The organism is Pantoea sp. X-Soil-YNGN-775, from assembly GCF_059730575.1.
Map to the genome: position 1 here is coordinate 931646 of NZ_AP035945.1, position 20637 is coordinate 952282.

Annotated in this window: 17 protein-coding genes; 11 read left to right on the forward strand and 6 right to left on the reverse strand. The window is 59.3% G+C overall.

Annotation, left to right across the window (positions count from 1 at the left end):
* Window positions 1-3 precede the first annotated feature (3 nt).
* Complete coding sequence (gene qhpR, locus AC6I8I_RS04230; RefSeq protein WP_497819686.1) at window positions 4-1074, forward strand: AraC-like transcriptional regulator QhpR; 1071 nt, start codon at window positions 4-6, stop codon at window positions 1072-1074.
* On the opposite strand, the gene AC6I8I_RS04235 is transcribed toward qhpR, so the two are convergent.
* Window positions 1034-1462 carry a cell envelope integrity TolA C-terminal domain-containing protein gene (locus tag AC6I8I_RS04235; protein WP_312057238.1) on the reverse strand — a complete coding sequence of 143 codons (429 nt, stop codon included), beginning with the start codon at window positions 1460-1462 and terminating at the stop codon, window positions 1034-1036. The genes qhpR and AC6I8I_RS04235 overlap by 41 nt on opposite strands.
* Before the next feature lie 152 nt (window positions 1463-1614).
* Between AC6I8I_RS04235 and AC6I8I_RS04240 the strand changes: the two genes are divergently transcribed.
* From AC6I8I_RS04240 to AC6I8I_RS04250, 3 genes are read left to right on the forward strand one after another with little or no spacing between them, the layout of a single operon-like run.
* Window positions 1615-2292: a CsgG/HfaB family protein gene (locus tag AC6I8I_RS04240; RefSeq protein ID WP_312057240.1), complete on the forward strand. Its 678-nt coding sequence runs from the start codon at window positions 1615-1617 to the stop codon at window positions 2290-2292.
* Between the two features lie 11 nt (window positions 2293-2303).
* A complete protein-coding gene (locus AC6I8I_RS04245) occupies window positions 2304-2663 on the forward strand; it encodes a DUF4810 domain-containing protein (protein ID WP_312057242.1) in 360 nt (119 codons plus the stop codon).
* Entirely contained in the window at window positions 2660-3316 is a 657-nt protein-coding gene (locus AC6I8I_RS04250) for a DUF799 domain-containing protein (RefSeq protein ID WP_312057243.1), read from the forward strand. The genes AC6I8I_RS04245 and AC6I8I_RS04250 overlap by 4 nt, the downstream gene beginning before the upstream one ends.
* Before the next feature lie 30 nt (window positions 3317-3346).
* Here the strand turns inward: AC6I8I_RS04250 and AC6I8I_RS04255 are convergent, their stop codons facing one another.
* Together AC6I8I_RS04255 and sbcD are read right to left on the reverse strand one after the other, a co-directional pair.
* Window positions 3347-7021, reverse strand: coding sequence for an AAA family ATPase (locus AC6I8I_RS04255; RefSeq protein WP_497828355.1), 3675 nt, complete (start codon window positions 7019-7021; stop codon window positions 3347-3349).
* Complete coding sequence (gene sbcD, locus AC6I8I_RS04260) at window positions 7018-8217, reverse strand: exonuclease subunit SbcD (RefSeq protein WP_497828356.1); 1200 nt, start codon at window positions 8215-8217, stop codon at window positions 7018-7020. Before sbcD ends, AC6I8I_RS04255 begins: the two co-directional genes overlap by 4 nt.
* 195 nt (window positions 8218-8412) lie before the next feature.
* Here sbcD and phoB point away from each other — a divergent pair, with 195 nt between their 5' ends.
* The 6 genes from phoB (at window position 8413) to proY (ending at window position 16070) form a co-directional block, all read left to right on the forward strand.
* The gene (gene phoB / locus AC6I8I_RS04265) at window positions 8413-9102 is read left to right on the forward strand and encodes a phosphate response regulator transcription factor PhoB (protein WP_003852491.1); all 690 of its coding nucleotides are present in this window, start codon (window positions 8413-8415) and stop codon (window positions 9100-9102) included.
* Window positions 9103-9116: 14 nt separating this feature from the next.
* Entirely contained in the window at window positions 9117-10436 is a 1320-nt protein-coding gene (gene phoR, locus AC6I8I_RS04270) for a phosphate regulon sensor histidine kinase PhoR (RefSeq protein WP_312057247.1), read from the forward strand.
* Window positions 10437-10448: 12 nt separating this feature from the next.
* Window positions 10449-11369, forward strand: a complete 921-nt coding sequence (locus AC6I8I_RS04275; protein ID WP_497828357.1) for a PstS family phosphate ABC transporter substrate-binding protein — start codon at window positions 10449-10451, stop codon at window positions 11367-11369.
* Window positions 11370-11832: 463 nt separating this feature from the next.
* Entirely contained in the window at window positions 11833-12936 is a 1104-nt protein-coding gene (locus AC6I8I_RS04280) for a cobalamin-independent methionine synthase II family protein (RefSeq protein WP_312758303.1), read from the forward strand.
* Between the two features lie 391 nt (window positions 12937-13327).
* Window positions 13328-14647: a branched-chain amino acid transporter carrier protein BrnQ gene (gene brnQ, locus AC6I8I_RS04285; RefSeq protein ID WP_312057250.1), complete on the forward strand. Its 1320-nt coding sequence runs from the start codon at window positions 13328-13330 to the stop codon at window positions 14645-14647.
* A 70-nt stretch (window positions 14648-14717) separates the two neighbouring features.
* Window positions 14718-16070: a proline-specific permease ProY gene (proY, locus tag AC6I8I_RS04290; RefSeq protein WP_312057251.1), complete on the forward strand. Its 1353-nt coding sequence runs from the start codon at window positions 14718-14720 to the stop codon at window positions 16068-16070.
* A gap of 490 nt (window positions 16071-16560) precedes the next feature.
* Here proY and AC6I8I_RS04295 read toward each other — a convergent pair whose 3' ends face one another.
* From AC6I8I_RS04295 to AC6I8I_RS04305, 3 genes are all read right to left on the reverse strand, one after another.
* Complete coding sequence (locus tag AC6I8I_RS04295) at window positions 16561-17826, reverse strand: histidine-type phosphatase (protein WP_312057252.1); 1266 nt, start codon at window positions 17824-17826, stop codon at window positions 16561-16563.
* The gene (locus AC6I8I_RS04300; RefSeq protein WP_497828358.1) at window positions 17827-18639 is read right to left on the reverse strand and encodes an inositol monophosphatase family protein; all 813 of its coding nucleotides are present in this window, start codon (window positions 18637-18639) and stop codon (window positions 17827-17829) included.
* A gap of 205 nt (window positions 18640-18844) precedes the next feature.
* The gene (locus tag AC6I8I_RS04305; RefSeq protein WP_312057254.1) at window positions 18845-19426 is read right to left on the reverse strand and encodes an acyl carrier protein phosphodiesterase; all 582 of its coding nucleotides are present in this window, start codon (window positions 19424-19426) and stop codon (window positions 18845-18847) included.
* Window positions 19427-19529: 103 nt separating this feature from the next.
* Between AC6I8I_RS04305 and queA the strand changes: the two genes are divergently transcribed.
* Window positions 19530-20600, forward strand: a complete 1071-nt coding sequence (gene queA / locus AC6I8I_RS04310) for a tRNA preQ1(34) S-adenosylmethionine ribosyltransferase-isomerase QueA (protein ID WP_031374697.1) — start codon at window positions 19530-19532, stop codon at window positions 20598-20600.
* The last annotated feature ends 37 nt before the right edge of the window (window positions 20601-20637 follow it).

Here is a 20637-nt window from a genome sequence, read left to right on the forward strand (position 1 = left end):
ACCATGAATCCGATGATGATGAAACAGCCCGATGCGTTTGCTGCCTGCTCCGCTGCGGCGGGTGCAGGCAATCACGGCGTGCTGGCCGCTGCGGCCACCGGCCTGAGCGATTTTATTCATATCCGCGGCGGCGACGTTGACCGCATCTTTGGCATCAGCGGCATCGATGCGGAGCGGCTGACCAGCCCGACGCTCAGCCTCGGGCTGGTCAACTACTGCCGGGTGCTGGAAGAGGCGGCACGGCACTCCGGTTTTGATAACTTCGGTTTGCACTACGGCAGGCAGTTTAAACCGCAGTCATTAGGCCTGATTGGCTATATCGGACTCTGCTCGGCCACGCTGGAGCAGGCGCTGCACAACGTGGTTAATGCTTTTCCCTGGCATCAGCACGACACGCTGACCCGGCTGGTGGACAAAGGTGAGTGCTGGCGGCTCGACTATCAGGTTCGTCACGGCGCTATTTTGTCGCGCCGTCAGGATGCGGAGCTGACGCTGGGCATGTTCATGAATCTGATTCGTCATGCGGCAGGCAAAAACTGGGCGCCGCGTGAAGTGCATTTTGAACATCCGCGCCCGGAACAGTGGCACGATCACGGTAAAGTGTTCGATGCCCCGATCTGGTTCGATCAACCGTTTAACTCGCTGGTGATCCCGAAGCGCGATCTGCTGCGCAGCATGCCGGACAGCGATCCGATGTTGCTGCTGGTAATGCAGGATGCGATCCGCCGGCTTAACCGGGCCGCCTCGCAGCAGAGCCTGGCAGAGCAGGCGCGCTCACAGGTGAATCTGTCGCTGATGCAGGGCGAACCGGTGCTGGAGGAGGTGGCCGATAAACTGGGGCTATCGAGCTGGTCGCTGCAGCGGCGGCTGCGTGAAGAGGGCTGCAGCTTTACTGCGCTGGTGGATCAGGTTCGCTGCGAAATGGCCACTCACTATCTGCAGCAGAAGCAGCTGCCGATCTCTGAAATGGCGCTGCTGCTGGGTTATTCAGAAGTCAGCGCCTTTTCGCGGGCCTTTCGTCGCTGGTTTGGCATCAGCCCGCGTCAGTGGCGGCAGCATGGGCTGGCAAGCTAGCCTGGCGCGGCGCAAAGCCAAACCACGCCGGTTGGCTGCGCACCGGCGGCGGCGGCAATCCCTGGGTCTGCGCAGCCAGCTGCCAGGCGCGTAAGCACAACGCCTCGTCTCCCTGAGTCTGCGTCACCGCATAGCGTCCACTCTGTTGCCACTCCAGCCGGACCAGACATTGCTGACCCGCATAGCGCGCCGCATCGCTGAATTGCTGATTCAGGCGATGCTGCATTTGGTTAGTCCACTGACAGGATGCACTGTCAGGATCCTTCGCTGGCTGACACAGGTTGGCCACGCTATCCCGTTGCTGTGGTTCAGAATGCTGACAGCCACTGAGCAGGGCGGCAATAATGACGCCCGGTAATATTTTCACTATTACATTAATTAAATTCATTGAACTGACCAATTCTGATTAAAGTTCTGCTCATCTGCTGCCGACAGTCTACAGACCGGACTGGTGAATGCTATGGCATTACTCCGACTGTCGGCAGAACCAGAATTTACCGCCCCCATTGCGGTTTCTTATTATTTATTCATGGATTAGAAATGCAGAGAAAATATGCCGTTGCGGCACTCACCTTATTAAGTGCTTCGCTGATCAGCGGGTGCGCCACCGAATCATCCCGAGCCATCGAGGCACCCCAGGTCCGCGCGGCCAGCCAGCCCGCTTACCAGGGGGTGCGCAGTCCGATTGCCGTCGGTCAGTTTGATAACCGCTCTTCGTATATGAACGGCATCTTCTCCGATGGCGTTGACCGGCTGGGCAATCAGTCAAAAACCATTCTGATCACCCACCTGCAGCAGACTAACCGCTTCAGCGTGCTCGACCGCAGCAACCTGAAAGAGTTAGAGCAGGAAGCGGACTTCAAGCGCAGCCAGCAAAATATCAAAGGCGCGAACTACATCATCACCGGTGATATCACCGAGTTTGGCCGTAAAGAAGTGGGCGATCAGCAGCTGTGGGGCATTCTCGGCCGGGGTAAGAGCCAGATCGCCTACGCCAAAGTTAATCTCAACGTGGTGGACGTCACTACCTCCGAAGTGGTGTTCAGCGCGCAGGGCGCGGGCGAATATCAGCTTTCCGCCCGGGAAATCATCGGTTTTGGCGGCACCAGCAGCTACGACTCAACGCTGAACGGCAAAGTGATGGATCTGGCGATTCGTGAAGCGGTCGATCATTTAGTGGATGGAATCAACAACGGCGCCTGGCGTCCGGCTAAATAAGGAAGCAGTAAATGAAAATAATCACACTGGGCGGCCTGCTGATGACGGCTGCGCTGCTGGCGGGCTGTGCGCCGAAAGCGCCGAAAACGATCTACTACTGGGGCGACTATCAGCAGCAGATTTACAGCTATTACCAGAAAGATAGCGATCCGCAGAAGCAAATCGACGCGCTGAATCTTGATATTGAAAAAGCCCGTGCGGTAAACCAGCCGGTCGCGCCAGGGCTGCACGCTCAGCTCGGCCTGCTGTACGCCAAAACCGGTGATACCAATAAAGCCTTTGGCCAGTTTGCCACGGAAAAGCAGCTGTTTCCGGAAGCTGGCCCTTACATGGATTTTCTGATGAGTAACAAACAAGGAGTGACCCGGTGAAAAAACTGATTGCCCTGGGCGGCGCACTGGCCGTGCTGCTGCTGACCGGCTGTGCGCAGCACAAAAAACCGTATGACTACAGCGCGTTTCGCGCCAGCAAGCCGGCGTCTATTCTGGTATTACCGGCCGAAAACAAAGCTCCGGACATTAATGCCGCTCACAGTCTGACCTCGCTGGTGACCCAGCCGCTGGCCGAAGCGGGTTACTACGTGTTTCCGGTGGCGGTGGTGGAAGAGACTTTCCAGCAGAATGGCCTGACCAGCGGCAGTGAAATCCAGGCCGTCAGCCCGGCTCGCCTGAATAAGATCTTTCACGCCGACAGCGCGCTCTATATCTCGATCACCGATTATGGCAGCAGCTATCGGGTGATCGACAGCGTGACCACCGTGTCAGCCACCGCGCGGCTGGTGGATCTGCGCAGCGGTAAAGAGCTCTGGCAGGGCTATGCCACCGCCAGTGACAGTGAGCAGGGCAACAACAACAATGGCGGACTGGTTGGCATGCTGGTCAGTGCGGCGATCAAACAGATCGCCAACAACGTCAGCGATAAAGCCCACTCGATTGCCGGCCTGACCAGCAATCGCCTGCTGGCACAGAATGAGCAGGGTGGTTTGCTGACCGGACCGCGCTACAGGCTGATTAGCGCCCGCTGATCGGCAACAAAGCGGGCGCTGCGGCGCCCGTTATCCCTGCGGCAACTCCAGCTGGCTGTAGCCCAGCCCATTCATTTTTCTCACCTTGATCTGCACCGGAATCCGCTCTTTCATCGCTTCAACGTGACTGATCACGCCGATGGTTTTGCCGCTGGCGTTGAGCGCATCCAGCGCGTCCAGCGCGGTATCGAGCGTTTGCGCATCCAGCGTGCCGAAGCCTTCGTCGAGAAACAGCGATTCGATACGGGTTTTGTGGCTGACCAGATCGGATAACGCCAGTGCCAGCGCCAGGCTAACGAGAAAGCTCTCGCCGCCGGACAGGGTGCGGGTATCGCGCGCCGTGTCAGCCTGCCAGGTATCCACCACGTCCAGCTCCAGCAGATCCTGCGCCCGACGCTGCAGCAGATAACGGCCGTGCAGCCGGTCGAGCTGACGGTTGGCGAGCGCCACCAGGTGATCCAGCGTTAAGCCCTGGGCAAAGCGCCGGAACTTGTCGCCGCTGGCGGAGCCAATCAGATCGTTGAGCAATCCCCACTGCGCCAGCACCGTTTCGTCCTCTGCAATCTGCGTCATCAGGCTCTGCTGCTGCTGGCGCAGGCTGGCATCGCTCTGTAGCTGTTGCTGTATCTGGCCCTGCTGGCTGGCATTGTCACGTAGCGCCAGCCGCAGCTGTTCCAGCTGCTGCGCCAGCGCCTCAGCCGAGGCTGGCATCGCAGCGGGCTGCGCCTGCTGGTGCGCCGCCTGCCGCTGATGCAGATCCGCCAGCCGCGTCTGTTGCTGCTGATGGTGCTGATCGATCTGCTGCAGCTGTTGACGCAGCTGCTGCGCGGTTTGCTCGTCCAGCAGCGCGGCGCGCAGCGTGGCTTCATCACGGAACCCGGCGGCGGTCAGCGCCTGCAGCAGGGTCTGTTCCGCCTCAGCCAGACGGGTGACCAGCTGTTGCCGCTGGCTCTCCAGCACCGCCAGCTGGCCCTGCAGGCTGCTGACTCCGCTTTGCGCCCGCTGTAACCCCTCCAGCTGCTGCGCGAGCTGCGCCTCATGCTGGCGGAGGCTGGCCTGCATCTGCTGGCGGGCCACGGCGACCTCGCGATCGCCAAACAGCGCCTGACGCTGCTGGCGCATCTCGTCGAGCCGGGTCTGATGGTGGTGCAGTTGCTGCTGCTGAGTGGTCAGCTGCTGCTGTTCACGTTCAGCCTGTTGTTGCAGCGCAGTCAGCTGAGTTTCGCCGCGCAGCAGCTGCGGCTGCAGGTTAGCGAGTAGTTGCTCACTTTCCTGCCAGCGCTGCCAGCGGGATTGCTGAGCAGCCAGCCAGGATTCACGTTCAGCGGCGGCAGGCAGGCTCAGGCCATGCTGGCTGAACTGCTGCTGTACCGCGTCCTGCAACTGCTGCCAGCTCGCCTGTTCCTGCTGCTGGCGCTGTTGCAGCGCGCTGAGCGCCTGCTGCAGGTTATCCAGCGACTGCTGTGCCAGCTGTTCGGCCTGCAGATGCTGCTGCCAGGCCTGCGACTGCTGAAGATGGTGATCTTTTGCCGCCTGGCGCGCCTGCTCAGCCGCCTCCAGCGCCTGTCGCTGCTGCTCAAGCTGCTGTTCGCGTTGATTTTGCTGCTGCTGCCACTGGGTCAGTGCGTCGCGATCTGACAGGGTGAAGGTAAGTGCCAGCTCACCGCTGAGCGCCTGCCATTGCTGCTCCAGACCAGCAAGCTGCCGCTGGGTTTCGGCAATGTCGTCGCGCAGCGTCTGCTGCTGGGTCGCCGACTGCTTTAACTGTTCTTTTTTGGCGGTACCCGCTTCGCGCAGTGCATCGACCTGCTGTTGCAGGGCAGCGCGTCGCTGTTGATTGGCGCTGATTTCCAGCGTGCTGTAGCTGGCGACTGCCGGATGCGTGCAGGAGCCACACAGCGGACAGGGCTGGTCTGGTGTGAGCCGGGCGCGATACTGCGAAAGATCGGCAATCTGCTGCTCCAGCGCGCAGATTTTATCGACATCATCCAGCTGCTGTTTCTCGCGTTTCCATGTTTCGCGCAGGCTGTGTAATTCCGCCTCCGCCTGCTGGTGAGCTTTTTCCAGCCCGGCCAGCTGCTGCTGGCGCTGACCAAGCTGCTGATGCAGCGGGTGCCATTGAGTGGAAAGCAGTAACAGCTGCTGCCGCGCCGCGCGGCTGCTGTGCAGCTGGCTTAGCGCCTCGCGTAGCGCGGCTGGCGGATGCTGCTCCTGCAGCGAAGTTAGTACTTGCTCTGCTTGCAGCAGCGCCTGAGCGGCGGCCTGCTCAGCCTGCTGGCGGGGTAAGGCCTGCTTCGCCTGCTGTTCCCGTTCTGCTTGCTGCGCCGCGATTTTCTGCTGCTGTTGCTGCTGCTGTTGCACCAGTCCGGCGAGGGTCGCCTCGCGCTGCGCCAGCTGGGCAAACCGTTCCTGCCACAGCGGCAGCGATGCGCCCCATTGCGCCATATCGGCTAACTGCTGACGCAGGGTTTGCTGCTCCGCGATCGCCTGTTGTAAGGCGCTAAGCTGGTGAGTCTGATCGGTCAGCGTACCTTGAGTCCGATCGCACTGCTGCTGCTGGCGATCTTTTTCCTGCTGCTGCTGCGTCAGCTGCTGTTGCAGTGCCTGTAGTGACTGATCCAGGGGCATCACCTGTTCGGTCAGCAGGCTCTCCTGTTGCTGCTGTTGCTGGCGTGCCTGTTCCGCCGCGGCCTGGGCGGCGGCATAGTGCTGCTGCTGGCGTTGCTGTTCAGCCAGCGCCTGCTGGTGCGCGTCGGACAGCTGCTGCTGCTGACTGCGTACCTCACGCAGCGCGTTCGCCCGTTCGTCGCGCTGCTGCAGGGTAGCCCGCAGCTTTTCAGCCGGTTCGCTGCGCGCCAGCCGCTGCCGGTCCGCTTCAGCGGCCTGCGCCGCCGCCTCCGCCTGTTGCAGCGCCTGGCGGGTCTGCGCGATATCCTGCTGGAGCTGCTGCGCCTGTTGCTGCCACTGCTGCTGCTGCTGGGCGTGCTGATAGTCACGACTCAGCGTCTGTTCCGCCGCGCTCAGTTGCAGCATCTGCTGTTGCAGCGCGGTGCGGGTGTCGTCATCCAGCAGCGCCATGGCGCCCGCCCGGCTGCGCAGCAGGTCGAGCGCGGTTTTTGCCTCTTTATGGCGTTCATATATCGCGGCGGAAATCTGGCCGTAAATTTCGGTGCCGGTCAGCTCTTCCAGCAGTTCGGCCCGTTCGCTGGCTTTGGCGTTGAGGAAGGCGGCGAACTGTCCCTGGGAGAGCATCATCGAGCGGGTAAAACGCTCAAAGTCGAGGCCGGAAAGGGTCTCAATCAGCCTCAGTTTGTCACCGACCTTGTCGGCGACGATGGTATCGTCGGCACAGCGCGCCAGCTCCACCCGCGGCGCCTGCAGTTTGCCGTCGGCGGTGCCGCGTGCGCGGTTCTGGCTCCAGAAGGCGCGCCAGGCTTCGCCTTTAATCTCAAATTCCACTTCGGCCAGACACTCGGCGCAGTCGCGGGTCATCAGCGCATTCTGGCTCTGGGAGATGGCGCCGAGACGCGGCGTCTGGTGATAGAGTGCCAGACAGATGGCATCCAGCAGCGTGGTTTTGCCTGCGCCGGTGGCACCGGTAATCGCGAACAGCCCGTTGCTGGCGAAGGGTTCGGCGCGGAAATCGATAAACCATTCACCGCGCAGTGCGTTAAGGTTTTTAAACCGTAGCGTGAGGATCTTCACTGTGGCTCCTCAATGTCGGCCAGCGTCTGGCGGAACAGGGTGGTCATCTGATCGATCTGCTGCGGTTGCAGTTCACTATCCAGCGCCATGCGACGGGCAAACACCTCTTCCACTTTCAGTTCGCTCAGGGTTTCGTTGTCGAGTCGCGCCAGACTGTGCTGACGCTGCTCGCGGCTGCGGCGCAACAGCAACACTTCCACCGGCAGTTCTGCGGTCAGGGTTTCCACCTGGCGCTGCAGGTCGCTGAGGTACTCCTGAGTAGTGACTTCGATATCCAGCCAGGTCGGTTTTTCCTGCTGCACGCCGCTGAAATCGCTGAGCTGCTGCGCAATCTGTGCCAGTGAGCCTTTCAGTACCTGCATCGGCTGCACCTGCGGCACCACCAGCGGCGTCACCGTTTGCAAACCGCGCGGGGTGAAGTCCAGCAGGAAGACGCTTTTTTCACTGCCCAGTTCATCAAAACTGAGTGCAATCGGCGAGCCGCTGTAACGGATGTGCTCGGTGCCCGCTACCCGCTGAGCGCGATGAATGTGGCCGAGCGCGATGTAATCGACCTCAGGAAAGGCGGCGGCCGGAAAGGCGTCCAGCGTGCCGATATAGATGTCACGTACCGAGTCGCTCTGGCTGACGCCGACGGTGGTGAGATGGCCGGTGGCCACGATTGGCAGAGCCGGGTCCAGCGCCCGCGCGGCAGCCACGCGCTGCTGATAATGATGAGCAATCGCCTCCAGCAGCGAGGTCTGCTTGTCGCGTCCGGACTGGCCGGCGCGGCTGCGCAGGATGTCGCGCGGCCGCAGATATGGAATGGCGCACAGCAGCACGCCCGGCGCGCCCTGACGGGTGGTGAGCAGCAGCACATCGCTGTTGGCCTCGGGCGTGGCGATCACCCGGGTATTCAGGCAGGCGAGCAGTTCGCATGACTCATTGAGCGTCGCCACCGAGTCGTGATTGCCCGCCAGCACAATCAGCTGACAGCCGCTGGGCTGCAGCGCCACCACAAAGCGGTTGAACATTTCGCGCGCGTAGCTGGGCGGGGTGCCGGTATCGAACAGATCGCCCGCCACGATTAACGCATCCACCTGATGCTGTTCGATCTGGATCAACAACCAGTCGAGAAACGCCTGATGTTCCGCTGCCCGACTCTTGTTGTAAAAGAACTGCCCCAGATGCCAGTCCGCAGTATGAATGATGCGCATAAAACTCCCTGCCGTTGTAATTCGCCCGGCGATTATACTGGCTCTGTGGCCAAAGCGAAAAATTGTCGCTGCGCGGTCATAATTGATTACCACTGGCCTGAATGAGCGGGTATGTTTTTCATAAAAGTGTCACAAATCTGACGCATAATGGCGCCGCGAATCTCAGTGACAGCCGTCATATCAGCAGGAGTAATAATGGCTAAGCGCATTTTGGTTGTGGAAGATGAAGCCCCAATCCGTGAAATGTTGTGCTTTGTTCTGGAGCAGAACGACTATCAGCCAATTGAGGCGGAAGATTATGACAGCGCAGTGGGTAAGCTGATTGAACCCTGGCCCGATCTGATTCTGCTGGACTGGATGTTACCCGGCGGCAGCGGCATTCAGTTTATTAAGCATCTGAAACGCGAAGCGATGACCCGCGATATTCCGGTGATGATGCTCACCGCCCGCGGTGAAGAAGAGGACCGGGTGCGCGGGCTGGAAGTCGGCGCTGACGATTACATCACCAAGCCGTTCTCGCCAAAAGAGCTGATGGCGCGCATCAAAGCCGTCATGCGCCGTATTTCACCGATGGCGGTGGAAGAGGTGATTGAGATGCAGGGACTGAGCCTGGATCCCTCCTCGCACCGGGTGATGTCGGAAACCACGCCGCTGGAAATGGGCCCTACCGAATATAAACTGCTGCACTTCTTTATGACCCACCCGGAGCGGGTTTATAGCCGCGAACAGCTGCTGAACCACGTCTGGGGCACCAACGTGTATGTCGAAGATCGCACCGTCGATGTTCACATTCGCCGTTTACGTAAAGCGCTGGAAGTCTCCGGCCACGATCGCATGGTACAAACCGTCCGTGGAACAGGGTATCGTTTCTCTGCCCGCTACTAAACGGAGTTTTCACCGTGCTGGAACGCCTCTCCTGGAAGAGATTACTGTCAGAACTGCTGCTGGCGTGTCTGCCTGCGCTGCTGCTTGGCCTGCTGTTCGGTTATCTGCCGTGGCTGCTGTTGCTGAGCGTGCTGGCGGTGCTGCTGTGGCATTTCCACAACCTGATGCGCCTGTCGCACTGGTTGTGGCTCGATCGTACCATGACGCCGCCAGCCGGGCGGGCCAGCTGGGAACCGCTGTTTTACGGGCTCTACCAGATGCAGTTACGCAACCGGCGGCGGCGGCGCGAACTCGGCAACCTGATTAAACGCTTTCGCAGCGGCGCCGAGTCGCTGCCGGATGCGGTGATCCTCACCACCGAAGAGGGCACCATTTTCTGGTGCAACGGGCTGGCACAACAGCATCTCGGGCTACGCTGGCCAGAAGATAATGGCCAGAACATCCTTAACCTGCTGCGCTATCCGGAATTCTCGCGCTATATCCGCCAGCGTGACTTCGACAAACCGCTGACGCTGGTGCTGAATAACCAGTACCACATGGAATTTCGCGTTATGCCCTACAGTGAAGGCCAGTGGCTGCTGGTGGCGCGTGACGTCACTCAGATGCATCAGCTGGAGGGGGCGCGGCGTAACTTCTTTGCCAACGTCAGCCATGAACTGCGCACCCCGCTGACGGTGCTGCAGGGCTATCTGGAGATGATGAATGACTCGGTGATGAACGAGCGTTCACGCGGTAAGGCGCTGCATACCATGTCAGAGCAGACGCGCCGCATGGATAGCCTGGTTAAACAGCTGCTGACGCTGTCGCGGATTGAAGCTGCGCCGGCGATCGATCTGAAAGAGAAGGTTGATGTGCCGGTGATGCTCCGGCTGCTGCAGCATGAGGCCGCCACCCTGAGCGGCGGACGTCACGACATCCATTTCCATACCGATCCGCATCTGAAAGTGTTCGGCAACGATGAACAGCTGCGCAGCGCCATCTCCAACCTGGTCTACAACGCGGTAAATCATACGCCGGAGGGCACGCGCATTGATATCAGCTGGCTGCGCAGCAAGCAGGGCGCAACGTTTCGGGTGTGCGATAACGGGCCGGGCATCGCGGCTGAACATATTCCCCGTCTCACCGAGCGTTTCTACCGGGTCGATAAGGCGCGATCGCGGGCGACCGGCGGCAGCGGGCTGGGGCTGGCGATCGTGAAACATGCCCTGAGCCACCATAATGCGCGGCTGGATATCACCAGCGTGCCGCATCAGGAGACCTGTTTTACCTTTACCCTGCCGGCAAGGTTGATTGTCAGCAGTGGGATGCAGGAGAATGCTTCCATTAATGGCTGACGGATCTGCTTGATGCGCGCACTTGTTTTGTTGATGGTCATTTTATTGCCAGGCATGGCGCTGGCCCAGTCCGGCACGCTGTCGGGCAACCTCAGCAGCGTCGGGTCCGATACGCTGGGCTACCTGATGACGCTGTGGGGCGAGGATTTCAGCCGGCAGGCTCCGGGCGTCAATGTGCAGGTGCAGGCTTCCGGTTCGTCGACCGCGCCGACTGCGCTGGCTGCCGGTGCGGCGCAGCTTGGACCAATGAGCCGCCCGATGCAGGCGGATGAACGGCAGGCGTTTGAAGCGCGCTATGGTTATCCTCCGCTGGCGGTACCGGTAGCGATGGATGCGCTGGTGGTGGTGGTTAATCAACGCAATCCGCTGCAGCAGATTACGCCGCGTCAGCTCGACGCCATTTTCTCGATTACCCGCCTGTGTGGCGCGACATCGGTGCCGCAACGCTGGGGCGATCTCGGCACGCAGGCATCTGAGTGGGTCCGCCGACCGATCCAGCGCTACGGACGCAACTCGGCGTCCGGCACCTGGGGATTCTTCAAGCAGCAGGCGCTCTGTCAGGGCGATTTTCGCAATGACGTAGCCGAATTTCCCGGTTCGGCAGCGGTGGTACAGGCGGTGGCCGGCAATCCACGCAGCATCGGTTACGCCAGTTTTGGCTTCCATCTCAGCGGCGTAAAAATGCTGGCGGTGGTGAACCCTCGGGGTGAGGCTGTAGCACCCGACGCAGAGGCGATCCGCAGTGGTCGTTATCCGTGGGCCCGTCCGCTCTATCTGTACGTCAACAAGGCGCCGGGTCAGCCATTGCCGCCGCTGGTGGCAGCGTTCCTGCAGCAGGTGCTCTCGGTGCAGGGACAGCGACGGGTCAGCGAGGCGGGATATCTGCCGCTCTCTGATAGCCAGATGGCGCAGGCGCGCGCGGCGCTTAATTAACCCTTTTCAGGCAGGCATCACGCTTAATCGATCATCTTCAGGCGCGCGTTCTGCATGTGCTTGACCGGCGCGCGGCGTTTAACCGATCGTCTTCAGGCGCGTATGGCTTTGCTTATCCGCGACCGGCACGCGGCGCTGTATCGGTCGTCTTCAGGCGCGTAACACTTTGCTTAACCGGCGCTGGACGATTCACCTCTGGTCGCACCTTCTGCTCTTCTTAGCTGCTGTAAATATCATCGTCACCGGCGTAACAGACGGCTCTCCTTAGCCGCTGCAAAGCTGGGCAGCACCTCATCTTATCAACCAACATGAATTTTCTTCATGAGCGGTGAATTTTCTTCTATTGCAGCGGACGGCGGCACGTGTCATCCTGCGTTCAGACGTATAGCCATCCAGATGGCTATAAATAACAGAGCGCAATTATTTCCTGCTGAAACCACCGGCAGGCGAGACAGGAGTGATCATGCAAAGAAATACCGCCCCGTTCCGTGCTGATACCGTCGGCAGTTTTCTGCGTCCCGCCGCGATTAAGCAAGCGCGTGAGCAGTTCGCCGCCGGTGAAATTGATGCGGCAGCCCTGCGGCAGGTTGAAGATGACGCCATCCGCGATGTGGTGGCAAAACAGCGCGAAAATGGCCTGCAGGTGGTGACCGATGGCGAATTTCGTCGCGGCTGGTGGCACTTCGACTTTTTCTACGGCCTGGATGGCGTGGAAGCGTATGAAGCGGAGCAGGGTATCCAGTTCAACGGCGTGCAGACCAAAGCGCATGGCGTGAAAGTGGTAAGTAAGCTCGGTTTTTCCAGCCATCCGATGCTGGAGCATTTCCGCTTTTTGCAAAGCGTCGCCGGTGATGCAATGCCAAAAATGACCATTCCCAGCCCCAGCGTGCTGCACTTCCGTGGCGGGCGCAAAGTGATCGATGCAGAGGTCTATCCGGACCTGGCTGATTACTTTGACGACCTGGCACAGACTTATAAAGACGCTATTAAAGCGTTTTACGCCGCTGGCTGCCGCTATCTGCAACTGGATGACACCGTCTGGGCGTATCTCTGCTCTGAAGATCAGAAACGCGAAATCCGGGCACGCGGCGACGATCCGGAAGCGCTGGCGCGGACCTATGCTCAGGTGCTGAACAAGGCGCTGGAAGATAAGCCAGCCGATCTGACCGTTGGCCTGCATGTCTGCCGTGGTAACTTCCGCTCAACCTGGATTTCAGAAGGCGGCTACGAGCCGGTGGCGGAAATCCTGTTCGGCAGCGTCAATGTCGATGCCTTCTTCCTCGAATATGACAATGCCCGTTCAGGCGGTTTTGAGCCGCTGCGCTTCATCAAGCCAGGCCATCAGCAGGTGGTGCTGGGCCTGATCACCACCAAATCCGGCGAGCTGGAAGATCCGGCGCAGGTGAAAGCCCGTCTGCAGGAAGCGGCGCAGTATGTCAGCCTCGACCAGATCTGTCTCAGCCCGCAGTGTGGCTTTGCTTCTACCGAAGAGGGCAACAGCCTGAGCGAAGAGCAGCAGTGGCAGAAGATCCGCCTGGTGGTCGATATCGCAAAACAGGTGTGGTAATGCTGTAAACTTGTGCAAACAGGCGCGTAAAACGCGCCTTTTGTGCATTTGTCAGCGGCGTTATGCGGGGAATTCTCGCGGCCTGTTTATTATTTAGGCACATCATCTTGTGTGCCTGGGTTAAAAATTAACGCTATCCACTGGCTGTGGCTTAAATAACGAGATAACCTTCTGGTTTTCCGATCCCGTATTGCCTTTCCCCGCTATAAACGTTTTACTTAGCCCCGTTGTCGATCCATCCCTCCGTGAACAGAAAAAAAGCAGCTTAAATCACCTGCGCTTCACCTCACGATGAGCATAATGCGCTGACATTGGCTGGCTGGTCGTGGTTTTAACGCAGCGAGGGGACAACACAAACCCAACTTCCACCGCAACATCAGTGACAGGCCGTATGACACATCGTTTAACCTCGAAAGACATTCTCGCGCTGGGCTTCATGACATTTGCCCTGTTCGTTGGCGCGGGCAACATTATTTTCCCGCCGATGGTCGGTATTCAGTCTGGCGAACACGTCTGGACCGCCGCGATTGGCTTTCTGATCACTGCCGTGGGTCTGCCGGTGATGACCGTGGTAGCGCTGGCGCGCGTCGGCGGCGGCGTGGATGCGCTCAGTACCCCAATCGGCAAGGTTGCCGGTCTGGTGCTGGCCACCGTCTGCTACCTGGCGGTCGGGCCACTCTTCGCGACGCCGCGCACCGCCACCGTCTCCTTTGAGATGGGTATCGCCCCGCTGACCGGTGATGGCGCGATGCCGCTGTTTATTTACAGTCTGGTCTACTTTGCGCTGGTGATTGGCGTATCGCTCTATCCGGGTAAACTGCTCGATACCGTCGGCCATTTCCTTGCGCCGTTAAAAATTGTGGCGCTGACCGTACTGGGCATTGCTGCACTGGTGTGGCCAGCGGGCGGCACTATTCCGGCGACGGAAGAGTATCAGCGCGCGGCATTCTCCAGCGGTTTTGTGAATGGCTATCTGACCATGGATACGCTGGGCGCACTGGTGTTTGGCATCGTGATCGTCAACGCCGCCCGTTCACGCGGCGTCGATAATGCCGCGCTGCTGACGCGCTACACCGTTCTGGCCGGCCTGATTGCCGGCGTGGGCCTGACGCTGGTCTACCTGTGCCTGTTTAAACTGGGCTCCGGCAGCGGCGCGCTGGTCGATCAGAATGCGAACGGCGCAGCGATTCTGCACGCTTACGTCCAGCAGACCTTTGGCAGCATGGGCAGCTTCTTCCTGGCGGCGCTGATCTTCGTTGCCTGCATGGTAACGGCGGTCGGTCTGACCTGCGCCTGTGCGGAATTTTTTGCGCAATACCTGCCTTTGTCGTATAAAACGCTGGTGTTTATCCTCGGTCTGTTCTCGATGGTGGTGTCAAACCTCGGCCTGAGCCACCTGATTCAGATCTCCATCCCGGTCCTGACGGCAATTTATCCGCCTTGTATCGTGCTGGTGGTACTGAGCTTCACCCTGAACTGGTGGAACAAGAGCAGCCGGATTATTGCGCCAGTGATGCTGATTAGCCTGCTGTTCGGCATTGTTGATGCGATTAAAACGACCGGGTTTAAAGTGTTGCTGCCTGCATTCAGTCAGCACCTGCCGCTGGCCGATCAGGGACTTGCCTGGTTACCGCCATCGCTGGTGATGCTGCTGATTGCCGCCGTGGTGGATCGGGTAAAAGGACGCGAACAGGTTTCCGTTCACTCGTAGCAGATGGCACTGATTTTTCTTTAACCACGGGCTTGCCCGTGGTTTTTTCATTTCACAGGTACAGGTTGTTATGCAAGAAACCAATAAGCTCAAACGCGGACTGAGCACGCGCCACATCCGCTTTATGGCGCTGGGATCGGCGATTGGCACCGGGCTGTTTTATGGTTCCGCCGATGCGATCAAAATGGCCGGACCCAGCGTGCTGCTCGCCTATATTATCGGCGGGGCGGTGGCCTACATCATTATGCGCGCACTGGGCGAGATGTCAGTCAACAATCCCCAGGCCAGCTCCTTCTCCCGCTATGCCCAGGATTATCTCGGTCCGATGGCGGGCTACATTACCGGCTGGACCTACTGCTTCGAAATCCTGATCGTGGCGATCGCCGATGTCACGGCGTTCGGCATCTATATGGGCGTCTGGTTTCCGGAGGTGCCGCACTGGATTTGGGTACTGAGCGTGGTGCTGATCATCGGCGCGGTCAACCTGATGAGCGTGAAGGTGTTCGGCGAAGTGGAGTTCTGGTTTTCTTTCTTCAAAGTCGCCACCATCATTGTGATGATTCTGGCTGGTTTCGGCATGATTATCTGGGGCATCGGCAACGGCGGCCAGCCGACCGGCATCCATAACCTGTGGACCAACGGCGGCTTCTTTGCCCACGGCGTGGTCGGAATGCTGCTGTCGCTGCAGATGGTGATGTTCGCCTACGGCGGTATCGAAATTATCGGTATCACCGCCGGTGAAGCGAAGGAGCCGGAGAAGTCGATTCCGCGCGCCATTAACTCGGTCCCGTGGCGTATTCTGGTGTTTTATGTCGGCACACTGTTTGTGATTATGTCGATCTATCCGTGGAATCAGGTGGGCACCTCGGGCAGTCCGTTTGTACTGACCTTCCAGCATCTGGGCATCGCGGCGGCCGCCTCGATTCTTAATTTTGTGGTGCTGACCGCCTCACTGTCAGCGATCAACAGCGACGTGTTTGGCGTGGGCCGCATGCTGCACGGCATGGCCCAGCAGGGACATGCGCCGAAGATGTTTATGAAGGTCTCTTCACGCGGTATTCCGTGGGTGACGGTGGTGGTGATGATGTTCGCCATGCTGATTGCGGTCTACCTCAACTACCTGATGCCAGAGAAGGTGTTCCTGGTGATCGCTTCGCTGGCGACCTTTGCGACGGTCTGGGTGTGGATCATGATCCTGTTGTCACAGATCGCCTTCCGTCGCAAAATCGGCAAGCAGGCTGCCAGTGAGCTGAAGTTTGCGCTGCCAGGCGGCAGCTGGACCGCAGGTGTCGGTGTCGCATTCCTCTGCTTCATCATTGCGCTGATCGGCTATTTCCCGGATACCCGGGTGTCGCTCTATGTCGGCGTGGTGTGGATAGTAGTGCTGCTGCTGGGCTATAAGCTGGTACGTAAAGCGCACTGATCCACGACTGCTCCCCCTCTGGCGGGGGGAGCAGTTGCTATTTGCCATCACCTGGCCCTTCTCTTTCCCCGCCTGACTTTCCTGACGCTGCTCCGGCTATTCATCTCAGCCATAACCCCGTTCTGAAATAATCTTTGCGGATACCGCCTGCAGACGGTGGAATAACACGCCTGCGCGCGCGGTTAATAATCCGTGTGGAAGCGGATTGTCAGATAAACATTGGCGTTAAGCGCGTCAGGATGGCTGTGGCTGGGCAGAGAGAATGATAAATAAATAAAAAAACGGCGAAACCAGTCGCCGAAATATTCAAGAGAATCAGAGTAATAAAAAGGGATGATTGACCCGATAATCGTAAAACAAAATTAGCGCCGCTGATAGCCGGGTTATTTAAATAAGAAAAGTACCAGGCGGCATCAATAAAACTAATTAAGACTGATAAAGCATATTTATGCCGCGCAGCGAGCGCGGCATAAATCTGATTAGCGGCGATTCAGGGCAGCCGGATGGAAACCGGCGGCGTGGCGGTGGTGTCCAGCCGTTTTTGCCAGCCGGTCAGGGTCGATTGATAAGGACACAGCAGCCCGACGTCGGTCATCCTGCAGTCTGGCTGATGCCACTCCTGACGCAATAAATCCTGCGCGTCATCAATTGGCTGTAACTGGCGCAGGCCATCAAGACTCTGTGCCTGGAAGTAGAGCCGCAGAAAACGCTCGCCGCTCTGGCTGTCACGCCAGCGCTCCAGCACCAGACTGCCGCCGGGCGGAATATTGCCGCGCGCGTAGCCCGGCAGCTGCCAGTCAAAGCCCATCAGGGTGCGCACCATCGCAATATTGGTGTCATGCGCCACCAGGATTAGCCAGCGGGCAGTGGAGGTGTTGCTGGCGATTTCGGTCAGCATCGCCTGCAGTAAGATCGATCCCCGTCGCTGCGCCTGATACAGCAGATCATTACTCAAATCGTAATTAGCGGTCAGCAACGGCAGCAGGCGGGTAATTTGCGCCGCGGTGGTGATATGCCCCCACGCCAGCTGATCGACGGGCAGGTTTTCGCTGTAACCCAGCCGCAGGGTCTCAACCATACTGGCCATCACGCTCAGTCCTTCGACGTAGGTGTGGCCGCTGCGGGTCTGTTTGAATTGCCATGGGCGATCAAAGAAATCACATTTCGCAGTGGGCGGGCAAACCGCGGCTTTAAGCAGCTGAATCGCCGGTTGCAGTTGCTGCTGTAACTGCGCCAGATCGCCCGCTTTCTGCTGCTTGGCCGCCAGCTCTTGCTGCGGATCGGTTTGCGCAAACGCCAGCTTATCGCTCTGAAACAGCGGATCAACCTCACCGGTCACCTGATGGATCGGCACGCCACAGCCCGGAAACGCACCGTCAGCGATCGCCTGGGCGGTGGCTCGGGTGCGCTGGAGCGGACTGGCGCGCAGATAGACGTCGTCTGCCGTCGGGCAGCCAGCGGGCAGTAAACCGAGCTGACGATAGTGGTCGCCCTGCCAGCGTCCGGTGTTGACCACTGCACTGTAGCCGTGACCGGTCAGCTCACCATCCGCAGTGGTCCACACCGTCCACGGTTGCTGGCTGGCGGCTTCGATCTCTTTACGGTTAGCAGGCGTCGGTGGCCGCACGCCGTGCCGGCTGAGTTCGACCACCTTTTCCAGCTGATAGTGAGGCGGCGGGGCCGCCTGCGACGGCAGGCTCAGCAGCCAGAGCGCACTCAGGGTTAACGCGCATTGGTACCACCGGGTAGCGCGCATTTATTCGTCCAGCGCGCGATTGCCGGTCAGCGCTTTTATCTGTGGGTAGAGCGTGGCGTTCGCCAGCAGCACCGGATTACCCTTTTTCAGGCCGTCGTTACTGAGGTAATCGTTGGTAACGCCGCCGGCTTCGCGCATCAGCACGATACCTGGCAGGCTATCCCACGGATGCATATGCGCTTCGTAGTAGCCGATTAACCGGCCTGCGGCTGCCCAGGCGCTGGTTAGCGCGCCAGAACCAATGCGGATAAACATGCCGCCCTGTTGAGTCAGTCCGGCGATCAGGCGGGTAACGCTCTCGGCCGGGGTGCGGCTGGAGTGACTGATACCGAGCAGGCCTTCGTTGAGACGTTGCGCAGCATGCACCTGCAATCGGGTCTCGTTGACCCACGCCCCCTGGCCCTGTCGGGCGTGGAACAGCTCCTGATGATTGGGATCGCATACCACGCCAATCACCGGTTCACCGTCGCACACCACCGCCAGCGAGACGCACCAGTTAGGCAGGCCGTTGACGAAGCAGGCGGTGCCATCGATCGGATCGACGACCCAGATAAAGCTGGCGTTGCCCATTTCGCCGCCGCTCTCTTCACCGTAGACGGCATCGTCCGGGAAGCGCTCCTCAATCAGCGTTTTGATTAAAGCTTCGACGTTGCGATCGGCTTCGCTGACCACGTCCTGCAGATCCCTCTTGTGTTCCACCACCAGGTTTTGACGCTGCTGATACCACGAATAAGCCCGGCTGGCCGCCGCACGGGCGATGTCGCAGGCGTAACGGTAGCGCGCGTCAATTTCAGAATGCGAAGCGGATGACATCTTTCCCTCTTATGATTTTTTGCCATAGCGAACGGAAGGCACGCCTGAACAGGCGGTCTGGCTGTGTGTTTTGCTTAACTATTGTTAAGAAAGGCTTCATTAAGCCGCAGATAAGACCCGATGGCAAGATGGGCAAGGGGCGGGCAGGCGGCTTTTTTGTGCGGAATTGGCTGGCATTTGCCAGCCAACAGAAGAGGATCGGGTTTTACAGCGTTCTGGCCGTCGCCTGCGCCATTAAACGCGGATAAAAAATGAAAAACAGGGCTTCAAGCTGTTCATAATGTTCAGTGAAGTCGTGGTAAGAGTCGCGCAGTGCCGCCAGGCGCGGGCGGCGGGCGGCCATGCCGTGCAACACCCGCTCCAGCCGGGCGGGCTGGGCGTAGTGCTCAAACCAGCGTTCGCGCCACATCACCGCGTTCAGCCGCTGAAATTCCTCCGGCGTCGTCGCCAGCTGCGGCACGATTTCGCGCTCGGCGGCGGCAGAAAACTGCGTCAGGGTCAGATCAGCTGTGAAGTGTGACCAGTGACGGGCGAGAAAATGGTCCCATATGACATCAAGGGTAATCGGGGCCACGCGGTAGGTTTCCGGACGGAACAGCTGACGGGCGCGACGGACTTCCGGCAACGCATCGGTCATGACGTCGAGCCGGCGATGCATCAGAATGCCGTCAGCCACCGGCGTCGGCCAGTGCTGGTGCGGGTTACCGCGCACAAAATCAGCCATTAAATTGCCGAGTAGCGAGCTGTCAGCCAGTTGGGCCAGATGGAGATGAGCAAGAAAGTTCATGGTGCATTATAGGCTGAACTGCCTTTGCGCAGCCAGTTGTTCAGAATTGGTCGTTTTTCCGCTAAACTGTGCCGCCTGTTTTTGCCTGAGAAAGAACTCTTTCATGCGTGTCGCCGATTTTGCTTTTGAATTGCCCGAATCCCTGATTGCCCACTATCCCCAGGCGCAGCGCAGCGGCTGTCGTCTGCTGTCGCTCGACGGTCCCAGCGGCGCACTGACGCACGGTGTGTTCACCGACGTGCTGGATAAGCTCAATCCAGGCGATCTGCTGGTGTTCAACAACACCCGCGTGATCCCGGCGCGCGTCTATGGACGTAAAGCCAGCGGCGGCAAAATCGAAATGCTGGTGGAGCGGATGCTCGACGACAAGCGCGTGCTGGCCCATGTGCGCGCCTCAAAAGCACCCAAGCCGGGTGCAGCCCTGTTGCTGGGTGAAGATGAGAGCGTTAAAGCGACGATGGTGGCGCGTCACGACGCCCTGTTCGAGATCGCCTTTGACGATGATCGGGCAGTACTCGACATCCTGAACAGCGTCGGCCATATGCCGCTGCCACCGTACATCGATCGCCCTGATGAAGAAGCCGACCGCGAACTCTATCAGACCGTTTACAGCGCCCGTCCGGGGGCCGTAGCAGCACCGACTGCCGGCTTGCACTTCGATGAGCCGCTGTTGCAGGCGCTGAAAGAGAAGGGCGTTGAAATGGCCTTCGTCACGCTGCATGTCGGGGCGGGCACTTTCCAGCCGGTGCGCGTCGACAACATCGAAGAACACCACATGCACGCCGAATATGCCGAAGTGCCGCAGGAGGTCGTGGATGCGGTGCTGGCCTGTAAAGCGCGCGGCAACAAGGTGGTCGCGGTCGGTACCACCTCGGTACGCTCGCTGGAGAGCGCGGCCAAAGCGAGTCAGGATGCGCTGATTGCGCCGTTCTTCGACGATACCCAGATTTTTATCTATCCGGGCTACCACTACCAGGTGATCGATGCGCTGATCACCAATTTCCACCTGCCCGAATCTACCCTGATTATGCTGGTCTCGGCGTTTGCCGGTTACCAGCACACCATGGCGGCCTACCGCGCTGCCGTGGCTGAGCAATATCGTTTCTTCAGTTATGGTGACGCGATGTTTATCAGCAAAAATCCGCAGGCGCCGATGGAAAAGATTGGCGACTGATTTATTAACCCACGACCTGACGCGCCTTCTGGCGCAG

Excerpts from the sequence above, each read along its gene's own strand:
- qhpR (WP_497819686.1), top strand. The coding sequence starts at position 4 with ATGAATCCGATGATGATGAAACAGCCCGATGCGTTTGCTGCCTGCTCC.
- AC6I8I_RS04235 (WP_312057238.1), bottom strand. The coding sequence starts at position 1,462 with ATGAATTTAATTAATGTAATAGTGAAAATATTACCGGGCGTCATTATT.
- AC6I8I_RS04240 (WP_312057240.1), top strand. The coding sequence starts at position 1,615 with ATGCAGAGAAAATATGCCGTTGCGGCACTCACCTTATTAAGTGCTTCG.
- AC6I8I_RS04245 (WP_312057242.1), top strand. The coding sequence starts at position 2,304 with ATGAAAATAATCACACTGGGCGGCCTGCTGATGACGGCTGCGCTGCTG.
- sbcD (WP_497828356.1), bottom strand. The coding sequence starts at position 8,217 with ATGCGCATCATTCATACTGCGGACTGGCATCTGGGGCAGTTCTTTTAC.
- phoB (WP_003852491.1), top strand. The coding sequence starts at position 8,413 with ATGGCTAAGCGCATTTTGGTTGTGGAAGATGAAGCCCCAATCCGTGAA.
- AC6I8I_RS04275 (WP_497828357.1), top strand. The coding sequence starts at position 10,449 with ATGCGCGCACTTGTTTTGTTGATGGTCATTTTATTGCCAGGCATGGCG.
- AC6I8I_RS04280 (WP_312758303.1), top strand. The coding sequence starts at position 11,833 with ATGCAAAGAAATACCGCCCCGTTCCGTGCTGATACCGTCGGCAGTTTT.
- brnQ (WP_312057250.1), top strand. The coding sequence starts at position 13,328 with ATGACACATCGTTTAACCTCGAAAGACATTCTCGCGCTGGGCTTCATG.
- proY (WP_312057251.1), top strand. The coding sequence starts at position 14,718 with ATGCAAGAAACCAATAAGCTCAAACGCGGACTGAGCACGCGCCACATC.
- AC6I8I_RS04295 (WP_312057252.1), bottom strand. The coding sequence starts at position 17,826 with ATGCGCGCTACCCGGTGGTACCAATGCGCGTTAACCCTGAGTGCGCTC.
- AC6I8I_RS04300 (WP_497828358.1), bottom strand. The coding sequence starts at position 18,639 with ATGTCATCCGCTTCGCATTCTGAAATTGACGCGCGCTACCGTTACGCC.
- AC6I8I_RS04305 (WP_312057254.1), bottom strand. The coding sequence starts at position 19,426 with ATGAACTTTCTTGCTCATCTCCATCTGGCCCAACTGGCTGACAGCTCG.
- queA (WP_031374697.1), top strand. The coding sequence starts at position 19,530 with ATGCGTGTCGCCGATTTTGCTTTTGAATTGCCCGAATCCCTGATTGCC.